Raw genomic sequence first — 20,557 nt, forward strand, 5'->3', positions numbered from 1 at the left:
TGTACATATATTATATCACGTATTTTTTATTTGTCAAGAGTAAAAAAGATCCATAGAGCGAAAACTCTATGGATCACATTCTCAGATATGGTTTGCGAGATAATCATAGGTATCTCTGATATAATTCATGATAGGATCAAGCTTTACAAGCAATATTGTTCCCGGTATTCTGACTCCCGCTGAAGCGGCACCGATTGCTTCAATTATCTTTTCACGTTTTGGAAGATTGGCTTTCAGAATCGTTCTACATACATCATTAGCAAGGAAGTTGTCTGTGAAGATATTTCCTTTTTCGACATCTATCCTCGGCACACCTGTTGCAATAAGTCCGAGATTATAATCAAAATACGGAGCAAGCCCGATAATCTCACCTGTGGTGCTGTTCCTCAGAACTCCTGCGTTCTGATTATGACGGTCGTCATTATGGAGCAGAGCGTCATAGAATATCATCATAACATAAGGCGTTATCAGCTTTTCATCAAGTCTCGGAATTATATATTCAGGCTCGTCATGATCGCTGAAATAATTACAAAAGGGCTCGAAATCCACCTTTGCATTATCAGTAAAATCTTTTGATACAATAAAATCAGAAGTAATACCTGTTTCCTCAGAAGTATAGGACATTCGCTCATACTCAGCAACATTTACGCCCATAGCCTTGAGGAAAAGATAAGCATAGTATTCGCTGATAAGTTCTTGTGTATTTCCCTGTTTGAACATATACCAAGCATCATCGATATATCGCCATGCCTTTTCATAGCTGCCTACTGTACCAAGCTCTCTGTAGCCCGAAGTATCTCCGCTGTTTGAAGCAGAAGCACCATAAAGTGCTATATCAGCAAGCTCCTCATTATACTTTTTCAGCGAACGATAGTCCAATGTTTCATCAGACCGCTGTATCCACCAGTTATCGGTAATAGAGATTCCGTGTCCGATATCTATTACCTGACCTAAATCATCAGGAGTACGCAGCCTCAGAGCCTTGAACAGCTTTCTCGAATGGGAGCGGTGAATATCAACTATTCTGTTATCGAGCCATATCTCAAGAGGCATTCCTGCTGCAAAACACGCAGGACAAAGCGCTTTATCTATTATTTCCGTTATGCCGTTTTCATCTGCAAGGGCGATTACTTTATCCCTGTGCATTATCTTATAGCCCATTATTTCACGCTCCTCTACATTAATTATTTTATATTATACCACAAAATGCGGCTGTTGTAAATGATTATTAAACATAATATGTATAGCAATAATAATAGCGGTACGTCCTTTCCAGACATACCGCTACAGCTTCCAGTGTATATGTATTTCTCGTTCACCGTTCTCGAAGGTCTCCCCTATCTCGATATAGTCGATGAACTCGTCAGCGATACTGCGGTCAAGTTTGTCGAAATGGGTATACTGCTCAACAAGCGCCTTCTGCCCCTTGGCATTTTCCTGACGCTTTCGGCAGACAGTTATCTGCTTATTTACATCTGCTATCTGCTCCGCGATATTATTCTCCTCATCGCTGAGGCTCTGGCGGAACATTGCGTAGTCCTCGTCTGACAGCACTCCGTCGAGCTTGTCCTTGTACATCTTCAAAAGGCGCTCCTTAGCAGCTTTATGCCGTTCTTCAAGTGTACTGAGCCTGCGTTCAAGCTCCCTGAGCTGTTCGGAGTGAATGTCTGCAAGCTGTATCTCATCAGCCTTGCAGAACTGCTCCACGATCAAGTTAAGCTCGTTGAGGATATGCCTTTCGAGTATAAGACCGCTGATGCTTGATTTGTTGGGACAGTTCATTGCACCTGTCTTATATGTGGCACATTGCAGACCATAGTACTTTATGGTCTTAGCCTTGTTGTAATAGACATTACGCTTCATGGGACGACCGCAGCAAGCACATCTCACCTTGCCTGACAGCGGCGAAAGCTCCTGTGAGCGTTTCCCCACTCTGCCATGGCTGTTAAGACGTTCCTGTGTACGTGACCATGTTTCAGCGTCGATTATCTGCTCATGAGCATTCGGTATTCGTACCCATTCCGCCTGCTCCACCTGCTTACGCTTCTTATTTTTGTAGCTGATGTGGTGAGACTTCCCCTGCACAAGCGTCCCAGTGTACACCTCGTTATGTAAAATCCTTGCAACAGTTGACTGCGTCCAAAGCCCATGTGCATTGCTTGTATCAGCATTAGTATTAACGTACTTTGAACCCTTCTGACGCTTATACTCAGTTGGACTTACGATGCCGTCAGCATTCAGCTTCTGAACTATCCTGCGGTAGCCCTCGCCGCTGACATACATATCAAATATTTTCCGTACAACAGGTGCGGTCTCCTCGTCGATGACGAGGTGGTGCTTGTCCTCGGAATCAATTTGATAACCGTATGGCGCAAAAGAGGCTATAAACTGCCCCTGCTCACGCTTATAGGCAAGAGTACGGCGAATCTTCGCTGAAATGTCCTTAACGTACATCTCGTTGTAAGCGCTGGCGAAAAGCCTCATAGTGCTGTAGCTTTCGCTGTCTGTATCGGCATTGTCAGCAACTCCGATAAAGCGTATGCCCCATTCGAGAAACTTATCATTGATAAGCTGCTCTATCACCACGGTATCGCGCGAAAAACGAGACTGGTCTTTACACAGAACGATGTCTATATGCCCAGCCTCGCAATCCCGCAGCATACGGTTGAATTCGGGACGGCTGCGGTCAATGCCGCTGTACCCATCATCAACATAAATGTCGTATATCTCCCAGTCGCGCTCATGACAGTAGTCGCGGAGCATGGCTTTCTGGTTTTGTATACTTGCACTTGCATCGTTCTCCGCCTTGTCCTTGTCTTCTATGGATAAACGACAGTATATAGCTACCTTCGGCATTGGCCTCACCTCCTTGTTTCAATAGTTTTGGGTTCAGTTTGTTCTCTTCACCTGACGGTTTAAGAGTTTCTCTATCTTCTCTGTGACAGTTTTTTTTAAACGCTCGATATCAGCCGTTTTGAAACTGCTTTTTGTATGTATTTTATCATTCATTTTTATCACCTGCCTTTCAATTGTATTCGGAATAAGCATAATATATGCTTATTTTACTTGACCTGCTCCGATTAATATAATTAATGTGCAGGCAGCGTCCAAAGGGCGCTTGCCTTTAATAACAACCATAAAGCTCCTTGAACTTCTCATAGAGAGGCGTCTCTACGAAGTTGACGACTCTGCCATTAAGCGTAAGAGCCTCGTTCTCACCTGTCTCCTTGTTATATGCGTCGAGTTCAAGTATAGTGTCACCCGCTTTGAACTTGTTGAAGCCAGCGTCTATTGCATCACGATACCCAAGTTTCTGAGCAACGTGATCCTCAGACTTGCCGGGACGGCAAAAGCTTTTTATATTTGCTTGCTTCATTGTATCAAGACTGGAGCTTCCTTGATTATAATAGTCTTGAGTCGCGCCTATAAGAGCAGTATGAAATTTGCGTCCCTGCTTAACGATGGTTTGAAGCGGTGAACCCGTGCTGAAGTCCTGGTCGACGAGTTCATCTATCACGATAGAAAGAAATCCGGAGTCGTGATTCATCTGCCAATTGAACAGGCTTCCAACAAGCATATCGAGCAACTGGTGTGTGCTGTCACCAACCTCGTTTCCGAGGCCGATAATGATTATCTTACGTCCCTGCAAGAACAGGTCTTCCCATGTCTGTTCATCGTATCCTACCTCTCTGATATCAGCAAGGACAGACTCGATACGATCTGCTATCTCAGCACCGAAAGCACCAGCCTGCTCCAACTCAGAGCAAAGATCATTAAGGTCAATGGAGAAATCCTTATCCTTAAGATAATCTGATAAAAATCCCTTCAGCTTTCGCGAGGTACTCTTGTCGATAGCGCCTGTAGCAGCACGCAGAACACTATAGATAGCCCGCTTCTTGTCCGGAAGGCTTTCGCAGCCTCTAAGTGAGCCGAGATCAACTGGTACAGGATCTTTTCCTACACCGATGTTGATGAACTTGAAGAGCTTTTCAACTACCTCGGCAGGCAGCATCTTAAGTAGCTTTTCCTTCGTATAACTGCCACTGACATCAAACACAACAACGATTTGACCGAGCATAAAAAGCATTACGATTATCTGTGCTATAGCCCAGCTTTTGCCACTTCCAATCCTGCCAGTGCCGAAGTAGACATTGTTTTCCTCATCGGCGTAGCGGAGCATCTTTCCGGCAAACCTTCCGTCGATGGTCCTAACCAGCGGAAGTAAGCCTTCGGGTATCTCATCATATTTGAAAAGAAACGCATCTTTGTCGATGAGCTCGAAGCGCTGACGATTCTCCTGCGTAAGTAAGGTGTATTTGATAGCGTGAACGTACAGCGGATACGGAACTCCGTCGGAGGTTATCGCTGCAATCCTGATACTCTTCTCATTTTTAGCGTTATGAGGAAGATATCCACAGCTATAAAGAGCAGTTGTTACTGTACTGTTCCAAAAGCTGGTGATGACATTTGGAACGTCTCAAAAGTCAGAATACCTCCTTTTGAAACTGATTTTCAGCTGTTTTTCGGCTGTGTCGTAATGTATACTTTTCAGAACGCTCCACAGTACTCCTCATATAAGCTTTCACCGGCCATATACTTTACATCTCTAACAGCCTCCTGGAACGTACCAGTATCCATTAAAAGATCAGCCACCTCGTCTGCGCTATAGCCGAAATCGAGGAGCAGGATAACGTCATCTTCATCTACACCAAAGCAGTGAGCCATCTCTACCAGTGTCTCCTCGTAAGTACTGTAATAGTCCTCACAATCTCCATACCACCACTTACACCTTGAATAGTGTGTATAGCTTGGAGCAGGTTGAAACTGGGAGCGAGTGATATTGCCGTTCTTATCAATACGGATTATATCGCCCTCATCGGCTTCAATACGCTCATAAGCGAACTTATGTAATCCCACGCGTTTCAGCGCATTCTTCATAATGCTTTCGGTGCTTGCATAGGCGAAAAGTCCGAGAGAATCGAAATGGAGCAAACATAACGGGTTAGAGCCTTTAACGAGATACAATGAGTTATTCTCATCAAGCAAACTGAATGTGAAGCTTCCTTGTACCTGCTCCGCCATGTATCTCAAGCTTTCAAAGTCCAGCTTGTGTTGGGACTCTATCAGCTGCACCGCAACGTAGGAATCAGTCTCTATACTTGTGGCAGGGAGCTGCTTCACCTTCCTAAGCTCTCTGTCATTATAAAGGATACCGTTGTGAGCTAAACTCCACGAAATATCGCCTGTTGCTCCGAGAAACGGGTGGTTATTGTAGTTGAATTTCTCATTGCCCTGAGTAGTCATACGGGTATGCCCCATAACAGCTCTTGTTCCTTCCGGAGGATTGAAATGAAGTTTATGCGCCGCCTTCGGTCTCTTGTATATGACAATCTGACCGTCTCTGACATAGCTTATCCCAGAGGCATCCATGCCTCTCTCCTCGGCGGCATTGGCAAGTGCCTGCGTCAGCTTTCTCAATACTTTATGTGGTATAAGCCCCTGATAATCAAGATAGCCAAACAAACTACACACATATATCCTCTCCCTTCTTATTTAATATACTTGAGCACATCGTCGGGGGTGATCAAGCTTGTCGATGTTCTTTATGATCTTATTTACCTTGCTTGCGAGATGAGTTGCCGCCAAAATCGTGATAAGTCGTAGTAGCACCTGTGCGTCGCTGTGCCTTAGTTCACCTATAGGCAGCTTTGGAATCTTCTCAAATATTTCTGTTGGTTTCATCATACTTCCTCCTGAGTTTCAATATTTTCGTTAATGTATAAACGCCGTTCCTTAAGGTAAACTATGAGCTCCGGCGCTTCTATAGTGCTAACGAAATCGGACCATGATAGCTTCTCAATCTCGTCCTCCGTCATGTTCATTGCAATATCGCATATTATATTAACGAGTTCAAGCGAAGCAATGAGTGTATTGTATTTTAGCGTTCCTCTGAAGAGCCTAAACTCGATAGTGCTATAATTCATAAGATTCACCGCAGCATATCGCCCCAAATTGCCTTTCTTAGCTTTTTCAAGTATGTCCCGGCCGTTCTTTTCATAACCGTACCTGGCCGCCCAGCGGTTCATCGAATACTCACTCCGACGGCTAAACCTCAGGAGCTCGTTCCAATTTTTCTCAACAAAATACAGAATATGGCTGATTACATGCTCCTGTTCATCCTGTGTGTCTCCAAGGCAAGAACGGTTCAAATGAACGTGTAAACCGCAGGTACTCGTTTGATGTGAGCGGTAGCCCATGCTGATTGCCTTACTCATAATCTCTTGCCAGCAAAAGTCTTTATGGTAACTTAATGTCATCGGATGAGTGACTATCTCCAAGCCATCATCAAGTGAGCCGTCGCCCTTCACATAGATATGTTCGTGTTCTTTGTTTGCAATTGCCAACAGTTCATCAGCATTCTCTGAATCCTTACCCGCACCATCAATTTCAAGTTCTACGCCGAAATATCGGCTTGAATCGTCACCATAGAAGATAGGTTCAGGCTTCCACCCATATTCGTGTATACTGCGGCTCTTATCCACTTCATCGTGATAGCACTCCGAGCAATAACTGTCGCCCTCAAGATTATAAGCATCGTCTTCATGCAAAAGAGCATCACAACAGCAGCACCTAACGTAGTGGTTATGGTAACATGATGAACACAAGTTGGTATATTCATCGCCAAAACTGTCATCTGTCCATATGACCGAGCCGCAACGGTCACAGGCAGTTGTGTGGTGCTCATAACAGTCTGTGCAGACTATCTCGCCGCCGACTTCCTCGTAATCATCTGTGTCAATAAGTGATCCGCAGTGGGCGCAGTACAGTTTGTTTTCTTCCATTTTTAGACCTCCATAAAATAGTGAAGCCGTCCCGAAGGACGGCTATTTTGTTGATATTCATTTGTCGCTGCCGATAAGACCGATAGCTATTCTTGCTCCGAGTTTCAGTCCGGAGCGTATCCCTGCACTGAAAGCAGCTGCTGTGAGATCAGCTGCAATATCCTCAATCTCAGTTGCCTTTTTTATCGGGAACTCCCTTACCAGCTCATTGAGCATTGCAGTTGCTTTCAGATAATCGCTGTTGTTGCAAAGCTGCGAATCCAGCGTGAGAGCGAACTTCTCAGCCAGTTCATCAAGTATATCCATTTTCCTCACCTCCCGAACATCAGATATAACAGAAAAACCGCTCCCGAAGGAGCGGCATCAATGTTCAGTATTCACTTGCGAGCAGCATGGTTGAGTAGTCTCCGTCATCGATGACGTAAAGCTTTTGGGTAATTGGTGCAGCTGATGGTATCATATACACCTTTCGATATTCAGGCTCTTCTGAGCTATGAATAATTGACTGCATAGAACCCGATGGGCTTAGCTCGAACACCTGTAAGTAGTCCTTCGGAGCAGGCATATGCTCTACGCACTCCCAAAGGAATAGCTGCAATTCGATAGGTATAGAGCTATCGACGCCACAGGTGAGGTATCGACTGTTATCAAACATCTTTGTGACTCCTCCTTTCTTAGGATTTGATACATCAGTAAAGTATCCTAAGAAATAATATATATTTGAAGGGGCACAATAATAGGCGGCTATAAGCCGCCTTTATCTATATATTCTTTTGAACAGACTCACTATTTAATTCTGGTGAGTCTGCCTTTTTTCACTATGAACACTTTGTCGGAAATGTCCATAAGTGCCTTGTCATTATATGAATCCGTGTAGAAGCAGTCTATACGCTTGTCACCATACAACGACATATATCCATTTACTTTGTTAGAACCGAAGTTGAGATACTTAACTTTCATTTTATTGGTATCGATCCTGCTGCTTATTATGTGATCTGTGTTTATAAGATTTCGTATGCCATTTATAAGAAAATCCGGTCCTGCAGTTATAATTATGTCGTCATTTTGTATCCTATTCAGCATTTTCCTGTCCAACTTGAAGCGGTTCTTGTCCCAGAAACCTTCAATAGAATCCATAAGCTCATCCTTGCCGCTAAGTACGTTCTGCAGGAAATCATTAATTGCATCAACCATTTTTCTTTTATTAACAAGACAAAGCTTGTACTTTATCAGGTTGATGAAGATCTTAGGCAGGTGTAAAATGACCTTCTTGTTATTCTTTATCATGTATAAGGCAAGATCAACTGCACTCTCTCCGTGATATAGAGTATTATCGAAATCAAAAACTTTCAAAGTATTATTCCTCCAGAATCTATTGAATCCATTATATCATACTCTAAGAAGGAGTGTAAAGATATTCGGTATATGTTTTTTGTGAATATTATTCTACTGTATATTAAAAAATGTAATACATCTATCCCTATTTTACCTGCATTATATTTAGAAATATATAATAATTATTATTTTTATTATTATATATAATTATATTAAATAATAATTATATTTATTATATACACGTACGCGCGTATATTGGATGTATGCATTTTTAATACAAGTAATGGAGTGATAATTATGAGTAAATTAAAATCCTATTTACGAACCATCAGATTCCCTGAAGATATCGTTGCTGATATCGAGAGAGAAGCTGAGGAGACAGGTAAAGACTTTTCCAAGGTAGTAATTTACAGACTGAGAAACTACCATAAGCCATTAACACCAGACGTTATGGTTAAAATCCAGAATATCGTTAATCATGCGCTTGCTTGCGTGTTAAAGGGTTCAAGATCAATTCAAGGATTACAGAGGGAGGTGAATGAACTGTGGAAATATTTAAGATATGGCGACATGCATCAGCAGCAGAAAAGTACAGACATAATGCGATAGATTATGCTCTCAATGACCGTAAGGTCAATTGGGAATGTTATGGTGTACAGACAGATTATCCCCAATCTATATACCAACAAATGACTGTTGTATCCGACTTTTTTGGCAACCACGGTAAAAATGCTATTTTTCACTTTGTGGTTTCCTTTGAAAAAAAGACGGTGCTTGATCCTATGACCGCGCTGATCTATGCTAAGATGATTTTTGAAGATCTTCTGGCTGATCATCAAGCGGTTATTTCGATTCACAAGGAAGATCATGGCACAGCTCTTTTCCACGCTCATGTAGTTGTGTCTACTACGAATTATATCACCGGAGAGCTCTACTATGGCAGATATGAGGATCTGTTTAAGATAGCTCAAAATGTTGCAAATGTAACACACAACCTTTGTGAATTTGAGCTTCCCAGGCCCAAGGAAAACAAAGACGCTAACAAAGATACAGATCAAACAAATAAGAAAAAAAAGATCTTTAAACGCATATTTGTTCCGAAATAATTATAGGCTTCTGACATAATTACTTGTTATCATTTTCTCTTACTGAACAGCTCTGAGTATATCTGTACTTATCCCGGCCTTTGTGCCGGGGAGCTGTTCTGCTTCCTTTTTATCAGGTCAGTTTTTCGATTATTTTATTCTTTGATAAATATATTATTTATATGGCAAAGCTGTTATTTATGTAAAAAAGGAGGGCTTATGGAAAAGAAGAGGCACGAAACAATTGTTAGTCGATTTGAAACTTTCACTGATGACTTCCATTTTGATGACAGCAAAAGTATTGGTACTATATCAATAAATAGTACAAATCAAACAATCAGATTTGACCACAAATCTGGCGATATTCCGACATTGTACGTGATTTTGATGATCATGAGCGTAAATAAGGCTTGGCTCCGTATTGTTGATAGCTTTGAAAACTCTTCCGATATGAGCCGCTATTTCCTGCTCACACGCTGGATTAATTTTGAATCAACGGATTTTTATCTCTGTCACGAGCGGGATGATGGTGTGACTGTGATCAATAAGTGCCTGATCAAGTGTGGTGATGATGGTGGCATTAGTTCTTGCATATTAACCGTGCTTGATTACCTAATGCTTGTAGAATATGATTCTCGTTTTGATATTTCAACGCCCAAAAGCAGGCTCAAAGAGCTTCGAGAAGACTATGGCTTTAGATACATTAGCTGACTGATGAAGGCTTTAAACAGCTGACATCAGTCAGTTTTTATAAAAAAGGCGTAAGCGCCAATAAAAACCAGCCCTTACGATGAAAAAAGAAAAATGCTAAAATAGTTCCAGAGGGAAATATCTGAAAGGAGCTACGAATATGCTAACAGCAAAAGAAGTGTAGAGTGAACTGGACCACAGAGAATGGGCGGAGCAATTCGCTGCCTGTTTTTTGCAGACAATTGTACAGCGAGATACGGTAAACAAGTTTTATGAAGAAAAAAGGCAGCCAGAGTTATTTCGTTGGGCTGCCTTAAGTTAGTATTATTTGCTTTTTATGAAAAAATGTGATATAATAATTTTACATTATTCACTGTATTTAAAGAGGGAATGATTGTAACACATTTTACATAAAGGAGAGTAGTTATGAAAAAAGCACTTGCACTACTGCTTCCGCTTACATTGCTGGTATCAACTATGTCATGTGCGGAAAAGAACAAAACCTCAGAAAAATCCGAAACTGAAACAACAAATGCATCTACATCAGCTGCCGAGCCCACAACAAGTACAGAGTTAGAGTTTGACGGCCCTAAGTATGAGACATACGCAACCATGACTCCCGAGGAGATAGTGGCAGCACTTACTTTGGAGCAGAAAGCGGCACAAATGGTACAGCCTGCGGTCTATAACATCACAGAGGAGGATATGAAAGCCAACGACTACGGCAGTATCCTTTCCACTGTCGGCTGTATAGACTCGGATGCATGGGCTGAGACCGTTGACGGCTTTCAGCAGGCAGCTATCGACTCTGAGGCAGGTATTCCCTACATCTACGGACAGGACGATGTTCACGGCGTGAACTACTGCCGTGACGCAGTATACTTCCCTCACAACATCGGACAGGGCGCTGCAAACGATGAGGAGCTTGCCTATCAGGTAGGTCTTATTACAGCTGACGAAGCAAAGCTATGTCATATGCTGTGGAACTTCTCGCCATGCGTGGCACAGTCCGTTGATCCTCGCTGGGGACGCACATATGAGTCCTACGGCTCTGACCTCGAAACTATTACCAAGCTCAGTACAGCCTACACGAAGGGACTTATTGACGGTGGACTTGTTGCCTGCGCAAAGCATTTCTTTGCTGACGGCAACGTGCTGTACGGCACAGGCGAGGAGGGGGCTCCCCTCAAACGTATCGACCGCGGTGACGCACAGCTCACCGACGCAGAGATAGAGGAGCTTCTCAAGGTATATCAGGCGCAGATTGACGCAGGTGTGCAGACCATAATGATAAGCCATTCATCGCTGAACGGCGTGAAAATGCACGAAAATAAAGAGTATATCATGAAGCTGAAAGACGAAATGGGCTTTGAGGGCTTCATCGTCAGCGACTGGGGCTCTATACAGCATATATCAGGAGATTCGTATAAAGATCAGGTAATAACGAGCATTAATGCAGGTATAGATATGCTCATGGAGACCGACAGATATGACGAAGCAAAGCAGATAATCGTTGATGCTGTAGGCAGCGGAGAGATAACCGAGGAGCGTGTGAATGACGCTGTTACACGTATAATCAAGGTCAAGAAGGAAGCAGGCATATTCGATGATCCGCTGCTGGAAACTATGACTACCGAAAAGACAGTCACAGGTTCTCTTGAATACCGAAAGGTAGCCGAAAAGCTTGTTGAAGAGAGCCTTGTGCTTCTCAAAAACGAAAATAACGTGCTTCCGCTAAAAAAGGGCACAAAGGTCTATATCACAGGACCTGCGGCAAACAGCTGTCAGGCACAGTGCGGAGGCTGGACTATGGACTGGAACGGCTCTACCTCAAAGGACGTCCCCGGAGTTACCACCATACAGGAAGCCTTTGAGCGTTATGCCGAGGACTACGGCATTGAAGTCATCACAGATTCGGAACAGGCAGACAAAGCCGATGTGGTACTGCTTTGCCTTGGCGAGCAGAACTACGCCGAGTGGAACGGCGATACCGAGGATATGAGCCTTTTCGGCACGCTTGGTCTTAATGGCAATAAAGAAGCCCGTGCAGAGGCAAAAGCTCTCGGCAAACCCATTGTTACCTGTATCGTGGCAGGCAGAAATGTTCTCATCAACAAGAGAGTATACGATGACTGGGACAGCGTGGTTATGTGCTATCTCCCGGGATCTGAGGGCAAGGGCATATCCGATGTACTCTGCGGCTGTGCAGACTTTACAGGCAAACTCCCGTCCCCTTGGTACAGCTCATTAGACCAGATACGCACAGACAATTGCTGGCTCGAAAGAGGCTACGGTCTCAACTACGGCGACGGCTTCAAACCTGTTGACGAACCCGAGACTATACTCGATCCGCCTACGGTTGTAGAACCCGATCCTGCCATAGAAGGGACAAACTATACAGCAGGTCTGTTCAAGGACGGCGTTTACGTCAATGAGTATGCAGGTATCAAGCTGAATGTCCCCGATAATCATAATTATTTCCCAACAGACCCTGACGAAAAGGAAGAATACATAGCAAGTCTTACCGATGAAACAGAAATAGCTGTCGAGAAAGCAACAATAACTGACGCATGTTTCGGAAATCCCAAAGAAGGCATTCATATCTTTTTTTACAATACCCATATGCTTTTAGACGCTTTAAAGCCTGATAATGGTGAAATAACTGAAGAAGATGCACTTGACTATTACAGGGAATACATCGCTGCTCTCTCTAAGAAGCAGGGATTCCAAGTTGACTATAAGGAAAGAAAAAAAGTCACTATCGGCGGTCATGAATACCTGAGAGACATTGCATATTATGACGGCGATGAGAACAGTTATGAAGCATTTTGTATGAGAAAAATCGATGATGACCTCATGCTGTTCCTGCACTACACTGCAAACGAGCCGAAAAAAACGCCTGAATACTTTGAATCGCTGTTTGAGGAGATAAAGTGAACATCATGAAGAAACATATATCAATTATCGCAGTCGGCTGTGCATTATGCATAGCCGCTGTGGGTGCTTTTACTGGCTGCTCAAATGGTAATAAAAGCTCAGGGCCTTCCGAAGCCCTGACCACCGATGTAACGGTAACCGATGAAACGGAACAGGCGGAGACTTCAACGCAGGGAGAAGTTATGGTACATAGAATCCCCATAACCGCAGACAATGCAAAACTGCAAAGCAGAACTGTAATGAAGGACGATGTTCTTTGGCTGGTGCAGAGCGGCTCGGCTGCGGAGTTCACCGTAAGCGGCAGAAATGCCTCCCTTAACCTTGCAGGCAGCAGCGGTATAAATAATTTTGACCCACGCTATGCTGTCTATGTGGACGATAAAATGATATGCGATGAGATCATGGCAGATAAGGACGTAACGGTCAGCCTCTGGAAAGATACAGATAAAACAGCGGCAGTAAAGGTCATGCTTCTCTCGGAAGCCATGTATGGCGGCATTGGTATACGCTCCGTTGAGGTGGAGAGCAGCTCGGCTCAGCCTGTTGTGCCTGCCGAAAAAGCACCGCTGACGATAGAGTTTATCGGAGATTCCATTACCTGCGGATACGGCGTTGAGAGTAAGTCGCCCAGTGACCCATTCACCACTGCTACGGAGAATTTCTCAAAGTCCTATGCCTATCTTGCGGCGAAGTCACTCGGTGCGGACTACATCACCTGCTGCTACAGCGGCTACGGCATTGTGTCTGGCTACTCGGGCGACGGAACCAAAAACGACAAAGAACTTCTGCCTGACTGCTACGGCAAGTCAAGTATTTATAAGGACTACGGGTCAGACTGGGAATTCTCCGAGGACTGTGACGTTGTGGTCATAAATCTTGGTACTAACGATATGAATTATGTTGCCGCAGACCCAAAGACAAACGGCGATGAATTTGTGGAAGGCTATAAGGCATTTTTACAGACTGTCCGTGAAAAGCGTCCGAATGCTCCTATAATCTGCACTATGGGTACTATGGGCGGCGATGATATTTATGAGCTTATCGAACGTGCGGTCTCGGAGTTCGGCGACGAGAAAATAACAGCCTATTTCTCGCAGACTCAGTCCATGCGTGACGGCATGGGCGCGGACGGTCATCCGTCAAAGAAAACACAGCAGTATATTGCCGATGTTCTTGCAGAAAAGATACGGAATACCCTCGGAGAGTAAAAACAAATTAAAAACAGACTCTGCAATTTAAGCGGAGTCTGTTTTTGTTATATAAAATGGACGGGGGGGATTGGCGGTTACCTTTTTAAATTATCAGGTGTGAAATAGAAAGGGAGTACAGATAATCTGTACTCCCCTTCTCGTTGATTATGTGTAAATACCGTTCCAGTAGTGTGCTTTGATTATCGAACCTGTCTTTGCGTCGATCGTAACTGAACTGTATTTGTTAACTGTGAATTCGTAGTAAAGGTTTCCCTGACCGTCTGCCTTAAGAAGATATGTGCCGGATATATTGTCACCATTATAGAGCTTTTGAGAATTCGCTTTCGCATCTTCATAAACGGTAGTACAGGCTTCCTCTGGCGGAACTATATCACTCATGGTGAAGTCACATCTTCTGAACTGAGAGTAATCATAATCCCAGACATAGCCTGTTTCTGGCGTGTACCAGTTCATCATCTCTCCTTCTTCGAGGATTACGTCGTTCATAATGATCTTGGCAGAAAATCTGAATTCATCCTTTGTCTCTGCTTCCATGATGACATAAACAAAGATGTTATCATGAAGATCCTTGTCACATTCCTCGAGAACAGACAGAATATAATCCTTAAACATCTTATCTCTATCGGATCTGAAAAGATAATCCGTATAATAAGTATGCTCGCCGACCTTGATGAGTTTTGCCTCCTGAAAGGCTTCTACGGCATCATTATCAACATTTGCGGCGTAGATCGCTGCCGTGGTATCTTCCGTAATCTTAACTGTGATCTCTTCTTCATTATCCTTGCTTTCTGCATTTGTCTCTTCAAGAGTCTGTCCGGGTGTGTTTGTTTCCATGCTGCTGCCCGTGCCGACTCCGCATGATGTGAATCCTGCGAAAAACGCAGCGGATATAAGTATCGTAATTGTTTTATTTACCGTATTTTTCATAGTATTCTTACCTCTTATCATTTTTCCTGCCGATAAGATATACAATAGAGAATATTACGAACGCAGGAATGAAGCATACACCTATTGTAAATATGAAACTTGAAGGATGAAGTGAAATCGTTGTACTGTACGCATCCGGATTATGCACCGGATCCTCGGGGATTATCTTTGTAAGAATCAGGCCGAATCCGCAGGATTGAGTACATTCTCCGCCGTTTAAAACCTGTGTAATTAAGAATTTACCATTGATAAAATATGAGACAAGATTTATTATTGCTCCGGTTGTATTAATAACAAGAGCTGTTATCAGAGATCTGATCAGTGCTTTTTTCATAAGGATCACCCTTTCAAATGTTTTTCTGATCAATATGTGTCATGTAAAGTCAGGATTGTTGATGGCAGGATATATTTTCGGCATTTTTAATATATGAAGTGATACGTTTTAGTGCAGAACAACAATGAATAATATCAAAAAACGCATAAAAATGGTAACCGCTAACTATTCACGGCATATATAAAATATGGCACGGAATTTCCGTGCCGTTTGCTTTTCTTCTTTTGTAGCCATCATACTCACAGCTCCCTTCGGATATTTGTACTGTGATTATATTTTAGCACCTTTTTAAGTTTGACGGAAGGGCCGGGTTTGGTTGGCGGTTACTGTATCTGAGGTAAAATAATATAAAAAAGGCGGGTTATCCCGCCTTTTTTAAAGTAACCGCCAATCAATCCCAGCCACCATGTAAAAAAGAGATGCAAACGCTTTGGATTTAACGCAATATTTGCCTTGACATAATAAAAAGCGTATGTTACACTTGGTAAGTGTGTATTGTATATACATTCTTTAGATTTTATTTCAATAAGGAGAGGTTGTATGAAAAAACAACTAACAAAAAAAGCGGTAACTGCTATAATGGCATTTGCTCTTATTTGTGGAGCAGCCGCAGACAATGCTTATTTATCTGTAAGCCCTATCGTTGCCCAGGCAGAAACAAGCACTGCAATTGATATTGATGATTATGATCATCTCGACAATTATGATTCTGCAAGTTTCAGCGAAAAGACAGGCGTTCTTCTGCTTAACGGAAAAGTCAACAAACAGGATGTACGTCAGTATTGCAACAACGAAAAGGTAAAGAAAGTGTCCTGTGCAAAGGGAACTGTTTTCCCTGTGAACTGCGGGGCTATGTTTGAAGGCTTCTATGCTAAGGAATTTGACTTTACAAATGCTGATTTGTCAAAAGTTGATGATATGTCTAATATGTTTTATCTACTCAATTCGGGTGATGCAAAGATCATCAATCTTAAAGCTTCTAATGCTACAAAAATGAACTATATGTTCTATAACAGTCCAGCTCTGGAATCTCTTGAACTGAGTGGCTGGGACACATCAAAAGTTGAAGATATGACAGGTGTATTCTTTGATTGCAAGAAATTAGAATCCCTTGATCTGAGAGGCTGGGATACATCAAATGTTGAAAATATGAGCTGTATGTTTGAAGAATGCAACGAATTACGCTCACTTGATTTAAGCAGCTTTGATACATCAAAGGTTAAAGATATGTCAAATATGTTTATATACTGCTCCAGCCTTAAGTCCCTTGATGTAAGTAATTTTGACACATCAAATGCTGAACATATGCAGTCTATGTTTTCACACTGTACCAGTCTTGAAACGCTTGATGTAAGCAACTTTGATACGTCAAACGCACAGGAGTATTGGACTAATACATCGTGTATGTTCCTTGACTGCACAGCTCTTTATCCGAACATGGTTTATTGTTCTGAAGCAAATATGACACTTAACGGAAACCTTGAAATAAACTTCTATGCAAGTCAGCCTGAATATTATTCCAAATATTATAGTGGTGATTTACGTCAGCTCGGACAAAATCTTGCAAAGATCGTAATGAGCGGTCCCAACGGTGATATTGAGATCACTGATTTTGACAAATTTGATTTAATATACGGAAAGATGAAATTAACATATCCTGTTAATGCAACACAGGCAAATGAGAAAATAACTGTCAGAGCTTATGATAAAGACGGAAATCGCCTTATAATGTGTAATGAAAGCAATGGACTTTGCAGTCATTCTCAGCTTGAATGCTCCGTACAGAGCTATATTAACAATCTGAAGCAGAGTAGTTCATATCAAAATGAGGAAAAGCTTCATGTACTTGTAGATGCTTTGGATAATTACTGCAAAGCTGCTGAAAATTACTTCAACGGTGCTGATAATACCATTACCGGTATCGAAAATGTGGAAGCAGCCAATGTAAACAATTATGTTACAGATCTTGGCTCTGATGTAAAGATTTCACTTCTGCTCAATTCCGAAACAGCTTTAAGAATCTACACAGAGAGCGAAAATGTTCTTATTGATGACAAGAAAGCAACCGCAAAGTACAAGGACGGCAAAAAGTACTATGAGATACCTAATATCGGTGCTCATCAACTCAGCACTTCCCACAAGATCACTATCGACGGAAAAGATTACAGCTGCAGTGCTTTGTCTTATGTCAACCGAGTACTGAACAATCCGAAAAACGAGAAAAATCCACTCCTTACAGATATGGCAAAGGCAACCTACATTTATGCAAAAGCCGCTGAGCCTTATGTTACAAAATAAAGAAAGGAAAAAAATATGAAAGAAAAATATACTTCTCCTGATGTAGAGATAATCAGATTTGAGAATGAGGACATTATCACAACAAGTGAGCCTGAACTCGAACCACAGTAAAAACAAACGTAAGCGCCCCCACCCAACCACTATGTAATCGAGTAGGAGGCGGCAAATAAGCCGCCGACCTCTCACACCACCGTGCGTACCGTTCGGTACACGGCGGTTCAATCAACTTAACAAGTAACGTAACCGCCATTTATTCAGAGCATATATTTCGCCAAAATAAGTCCCGGAAATTATCAAATATCCGGGACTTATCTATGTACATCTATTCACCGTTTTATTTCATCATATTCCTGTCTGCAAAAATCAGGCAATGATTCACTCCACGGCATAACAGATTCAAGCTGTTCATCTGTTGGATTTTTGCCAAGCTGTCTCACCGTCGACGGATCTTGTCTGATACACGGACAATTTACAATCATGGATAAAAATGAAATATCAGATACACTTATGAAAGCTGCCGCAAAAGCTCTCAGAAAGCATTGCAAGTGTGTTAAAGGCTGGTATTTGGGGCAGGAAGCGGAATGCCTGAATGGTAAGGTAAGATATATCACAATAGGCATAACCGAGCCTCAGGAGTATGATTTCAAGTTGTATTAATACATAATGCCAATATAAAAAAGCATATATAACATAAGCAGGCGCTCCCAATTCAGGAGTGCCTGAGTTCGTGGAATCTTATGTGCGGAAGCTCGTTTTCGTCGAGGAGTTTTATGAAGTAATGTGTTATACTGTCCGGCGTTATTAACGCACCTACCGGATTAACGCAAAGGAAATCACGATATTCATTCGTCTCCCTTAACAAATTGCTATAAATAGGCGTTTCTCCAACAAAGAGGAACGCTTGTTTATGTAACCAAACAGAAAAGTGTCCTTATTTTGCCATTATAAGGACAAAAAGTCCTTGCTGAATGTAACGGAATGATCACTGTTGATGCAAGACATTTTGAGGTCTATAGTTTTAGCAGTATCTCTTAATTGAATAGGGGAGAATCTTTGCAAATATTCATCAATATTCTGGGGAGATATAAAGATCTCCGTCATGTCCAGTAATATCACGATCAATACAATTGCATGGATTATAGTTAGGATAAATCAAATTGGCGTAGTCGCAGATTTTTGGCTTTTTGTCAATATTTTTTTTGAATATTTGCATTATATACATAAAATAGTCACAGGTTCGTTTCTGATTCCTGTGACTATTTTACTTTTTCTTAGCTTAATGACATTACGCAAATGCGGGAGCTATGACGATTATAAATCAATATGAAAACACATTCTCAAAGCTCAGAGAATCAATACTTTCCCGATTTGAGCAGCTCTTTTACCTGATCGGGACTGTACTCAGCTAATAATGTACCCATAGATGATGTATTGGCATCACGGTAGAAGCGTACCTTTACAACCTGATTAAGCTGATCTGATACCCATGTACTTCTTTTCAGTGTATATCCATAACCGCACTTCAGCATTGCATCAAGCTGCTGGTTTTTGCTGCTGGAAGTCCAGCCCGGTGCAGAAATACCTGTGTTTTTCTTTCCGAGGCAGATGTTGAGTACATTTCCGTCTAACTTAGCAGCAAAGAATTTATTATTCAGGAAATCCTTCTTTGTATTTCCCTCCAGAAGGGTTATATGATATGGAGAAGAGCCAGTGATAATGCAGGTGTAGAAGTTTCTGTGATCAACAGTCTTGTCCAGATCCAAAGTCACGCTTCTTGCAAACAGTTTAGTCTCCAGTGTTTTGATCCCGCCGCAGACGTAGTTGATATTTACATTGTTTAAAATGTTGAAGCTTCTCTTTCCCGGCGCGTATCCGAATGAAACATACCTGTCATAGTAAGGATTTTCAGCACGGAATCTTATCCTTGTACGGAAACCGATGCCATCGGGATTCCTTTCAAGGACAGGAGTATCAAAGGATGCTGAGCCGTCGTTACTACTGAGGTACATACCTGCTATGTAGTAATTCTTCAGATATATATCGCCTGTGATGTACATCTTTGTGCTGTCAAGCTTATAGGTACCCATAGAAAAATTTTTAAGCACATTGTCTTTTATAGATTGCTCATCGATCATTTTGAGACAATAGTCATATAAAGGATCAAATCCATCGTTTTCATTTTCATCTTCCTCAATAATATCATCCCATGAAAGGTAAGGATCAGTTTCTTCATCTTCCACAAAAATATCATCCCATGAGTAGTTTTGATACTCAAGCATTATTCCGCACTTAGAATTTTTGAAATATAACTTATCCACATATTTCTTTGTATCTGCTATTGCAGGGGATATTGCTGCACTCTTTGAAAGAAGACCGAGAACATGGTTGACACCGGTGTTGGCATGACCGTCCACAGTCGGCAGAGACAGCGGGATAGTCGTTTGTGTGTCAAAGAAATCCTTTGTAAGTACAGGCATATTCTTCTGATAATATTCATTATTCCACGCATATCCCGATGAACCGTTTGATAAATCGTTTGATGGATCTTTTCTGGTGTCATAATCGAAATGATAGGTATTGTCATTCTTATAGTAGTCGCTGTAATTTGTTTCATCGACTTTATAAGCAAATGCGGTCATGCCTGAAGATAACGGCATCATTGCGGCAGCTGATAAAGCTGCGATAGCTTTTGTAATTTTTTTCATAGTGATTCCCTCCATGTTTTTTATTCAGTTTTATTGATAGTTTGTTTGCTCGTTTGTAACGTCGACGTTGTACTTTTTCAGTGCAACTTTATATTAGCACATTGAAAATCTGAAATCAACACTTTTCGACAGAAGGTCGTTTTTTTAGGACGAAATGCACATATACGCGACGAAATGCACATATACGCGACGA

19 protein-coding genes are annotated in these 20,557 nt (G+C 42.0%); 7 read left to right on the top strand and 12 right to left on the bottom strand.

The genetic code is table 11. From position 1 onward, the window contains the following. Positions 1-81: 81 nt before the first annotated feature. The 9 genes from T488_RS16690 to T488_RS0101675 form a co-directional block, all read right to left on the bottom strand. Positions 82-1,161 (bottom strand): hypothetical protein, encoded by a 1,080-nt coding sequence (locus T488_RS16690; RefSeq protein WP_051536118.1) that lies wholly within the window; start codon positions 1,159-1,161, stop codon positions 82-84. A 123-nt stretch (positions 1,162-1,284) separates the two neighbouring features. Beyond that, the gene (locus tag T488_RS0101635) at positions 1,285-2,856 is read right to left on the bottom strand and encodes a recombinase family protein (RefSeq protein ID WP_028519289.1); all 1,572 of its coding nucleotides are present in this window, start codon (positions 2,854-2,856) and stop codon (positions 1,285-1,287) included. Positions 2,857-3,124: 268 nt separating this feature from the next. After that, positions 3,125-4,057, bottom strand: coding sequence for a hypothetical protein (locus T488_RS0101645; RefSeq protein WP_196243250.1), 933 nt, complete (start codon positions 4,055-4,057; stop codon positions 3,125-3,127). A 491-nt stretch (positions 4,058-4,548) separates the two neighbouring features. Beyond that, positions 4,549-5,478, bottom strand: a complete 930-nt coding sequence (locus T488_RS0101650) for a class II glutamine amidotransferase (protein ID WP_347496272.1) — start codon at positions 5,476-5,478, stop codon at positions 4,549-4,551. A gap of 75 nt (positions 5,479-5,553) precedes the next feature. After that, on the bottom strand, positions 5,554-5,745 hold the full coding sequence (locus tag T488_RS0101655) for a hypothetical protein (RefSeq protein ID WP_155267139.1): 192 nt from the start codon (positions 5,743-5,745) through the stop codon (positions 5,554-5,556). Further along, positions 5,742-6,842: an amidoligase family protein gene (locus tag T488_RS0101660; RefSeq protein WP_028519293.1), complete on the bottom strand. Its 1,101-nt coding sequence runs from the start codon at positions 6,840-6,842 to the stop codon at positions 5,742-5,744. Before T488_RS0101660 ends, T488_RS0101655 begins: the two co-directional genes overlap by 4 nt. Before the next feature lie 57 nt (positions 6,843-6,899). Beyond that, a complete protein-coding gene (locus tag T488_RS0101665) occupies positions 6,900-7,148 on the bottom strand; it encodes a hypothetical protein (protein WP_028519294.1) in 249 nt (82 codons plus the stop codon). A 64-nt stretch (positions 7,149-7,212) separates the two neighbouring features. Continuing rightward, positions 7,213-7,497, bottom strand: coding sequence for a DUF960 domain-containing protein (locus tag T488_RS0101670; protein WP_028519295.1), 285 nt, complete (start codon positions 7,495-7,497; stop codon positions 7,213-7,215). Positions 7,498-7,628: 131 nt separating this feature from the next. After that, the gene (locus tag T488_RS0101675) at positions 7,629-8,195 is read right to left on the bottom strand and encodes a haloacid dehalogenase-like hydrolase (RefSeq protein WP_028519296.1); all 567 of its coding nucleotides are present in this window, start codon (positions 8,193-8,195) and stop codon (positions 7,629-7,631) included. A gap of 279 nt (positions 8,196-8,474) precedes the next feature. On the opposite strand from T488_RS0101675, the gene T488_RS19500 reads away from it, so the two are divergent. The 5 genes from T488_RS19500 to T488_RS0101700 all read left to right on the top strand — a co-directional run bounded on the left by T488_RS19500 (position 8,475) and on the right by T488_RS0101700 (position 14,097). Beyond that, complete coding sequence (locus T488_RS19500; protein ID WP_028519297.1) at positions 8,475-8,786, top strand: hypothetical protein; 312 nt, start codon at positions 8,475-8,477, stop codon at positions 8,784-8,786. After that, complete coding sequence (locus T488_RS0101685; protein WP_082320399.1) at positions 8,723-9,283, top strand: relaxase/mobilization nuclease domain-containing protein; 561 nt, start codon at positions 8,723-8,725, stop codon at positions 9,281-9,283. The genes T488_RS19500 and T488_RS0101685 overlap by 64 nt, the downstream gene beginning before the upstream one ends. Positions 9,284-9,481: 198 nt before the next feature. Continuing rightward, positions 9,482-9,973, top strand: coding sequence for a hypothetical protein (locus tag T488_RS0101690; protein ID WP_028519299.1), 492 nt, complete (start codon positions 9,482-9,484; stop codon positions 9,971-9,973). 405 nt (positions 9,974-10,378) lie between these two features. After that, entirely contained in the window at positions 10,379-12,889 is a 2,511-nt protein-coding gene (locus T488_RS16695) for a glycoside hydrolase family 3 protein (protein WP_051536125.1), read from the top strand. A gap of 5 nt (positions 12,890-12,894) precedes the next feature. After that, positions 12,895-14,097, top strand: coding sequence for an SGNH/GDSL hydrolase family protein (locus T488_RS0101700; RefSeq protein WP_155267140.1), 1,203 nt, complete (start codon positions 12,895-12,897; stop codon positions 14,095-14,097). Positions 14,098-14,244: 147 nt separating this feature from the next. On the opposite strand, the gene T488_RS0101705 is transcribed toward T488_RS0101700, so the two are convergent. Together T488_RS0101705 and T488_RS0101710 are read right to left on the bottom strand one after the other, a co-directional pair. Beyond that, positions 14,245-15,027, bottom strand: a complete 783-nt coding sequence (locus tag T488_RS0101705; protein ID WP_155267141.1) for a PepSY domain-containing protein — start codon at positions 15,025-15,027, stop codon at positions 14,245-14,247. Positions 15,028-15,034: 7 nt separating this feature from the next. Next, on the bottom strand, positions 15,035-15,361 hold the full coding sequence (locus T488_RS0101710) for a hypothetical protein (protein WP_028519302.1): 327 nt from the start codon (positions 15,359-15,361) through the stop codon (positions 15,035-15,037). A 540-nt stretch (positions 15,362-15,901) separates the two neighbouring features. On the opposite strand from T488_RS0101710, the gene T488_RS18500 reads away from it, so the two are divergent. Next, complete coding sequence (locus tag T488_RS18500) at positions 15,902-17,659, top strand: BspA family leucine-rich repeat surface protein (protein WP_028519303.1); 1,758 nt, start codon at positions 15,902-15,904, stop codon at positions 17,657-17,659. 477 nt (positions 17,660-18,136) lie between these two features. Further along, a complete protein-coding gene (locus T488_RS0101725; RefSeq protein WP_028519304.1) occupies positions 18,137-18,316 on the top strand; it encodes a hypothetical protein in 180 nt (59 codons plus the stop codon). A 695-nt stretch (positions 18,317-19,011) separates the two neighbouring features. Here the strand turns inward: T488_RS0101725 and T488_RS0101730 are convergent. Further along, positions 19,012-20,364 carry a hypothetical protein gene (locus T488_RS0101730; protein WP_028519305.1) on the bottom strand — a complete coding sequence of 451 codons (1,353 nt, stop codon included), beginning with the start codon at positions 20,362-20,364 and terminating at the stop codon, positions 19,012-19,014. Positions 20,365-20,557: the final 193 nt, after the last annotated feature.

Source organism: Ruminococcus flavefaciens ND2009 (assembly GCF_000621785.1).
Classification (GTDB): domain Bacteria; phylum Bacillota; class Clostridia; order Oscillospirales; family Ruminococcaceae; genus Ruminococcus; species Ruminococcus flavefaciens_C.

Bases quoted from the DNA above. Each gene is read 5' to 3' on its own strand.
- T488_RS16690 (WP_051536118.1), bottom strand. From the start codon at position 1,161: ATGGGCTATAAGATAATGCACAGGGATAAAGTAATCGCCCTTGCAGAT.
- T488_RS0101635 (WP_028519289.1), bottom strand. From the start codon at position 2,856: ATGCCGAAGGTAGCTATATACTGTCGTTTATCCATAGAAGACAAGGAC.
- T488_RS0101655 (WP_155267139.1), bottom strand. From the start codon at position 5,745: ATGATGAAACCAACAGAAATATTTGAGAAGATTCCAAAGCTGCCTATA.
- T488_RS0101660 (WP_028519293.1), bottom strand. From the start codon at position 6,842: ATGGAAGAAAACAAACTGTACTGCGCCCACTGCGGATCACTTATTGAC.
- T488_RS0101665 (WP_028519294.1), bottom strand. From the start codon at position 7,148: ATGGATATACTTGATGAACTGGCTGAGAAGTTCGCTCTCACGCTGGAT.
- T488_RS0101670 (WP_028519295.1), bottom strand. From the start codon at position 7,497: ATGTTTGATAACAGTCGATACCTCACCTGTGGCGTCGATAGCTCTATA.
- T488_RS19500 (WP_028519297.1), top strand. From the start codon at position 8,475: ATGAGTAAATTAAAATCCTATTTACGAACCATCAGATTCCCTGAAGAT.
- T488_RS0101690 (WP_028519299.1), top strand. From the start codon at position 9,482: ATGGAAAAGAAGAGGCACGAAACAATTGTTAGTCGATTTGAAACTTTC.
- T488_RS16695 (WP_051536125.1), top strand. From the start codon at position 10,379: ATGAAAAAAGCACTTGCACTACTGCTTCCGCTTACATTGCTGGTATCA.
- T488_RS0101700 (WP_155267140.1), top strand. From the start codon at position 12,895: ATGAAGAAACATATATCAATTATCGCAGTCGGCTGTGCATTATGCATA.
- T488_RS0101705 (WP_155267141.1), bottom strand. From the start codon at position 15,027: ATGAAAAATACGGTAAATAAAACAATTACGATACTTATATCCGCTGCG.
- T488_RS0101710 (WP_028519302.1), bottom strand. From the start codon at position 15,361: ATGAAAAAAGCACTGATCAGATCTCTGATAACAGCTCTTGTTATTAAT.
- T488_RS18500 (WP_028519303.1), top strand. From the start codon at position 15,902: ATGAAAAAACAACTAACAAAAAAAGCGGTAACTGCTATAATGGCATTT.
- T488_RS0101725 (WP_028519304.1), top strand. From the start codon at position 18,137: ATGGATAAAAATGAAATATCAGATACACTTATGAAAGCTGCCGCAAAA.
- T488_RS0101730 (WP_028519305.1), bottom strand. From the start codon at position 20,364: ATGAAAAAAATTACAAAAGCTATCGCAGCTTTATCAGCTGCCGCAATG.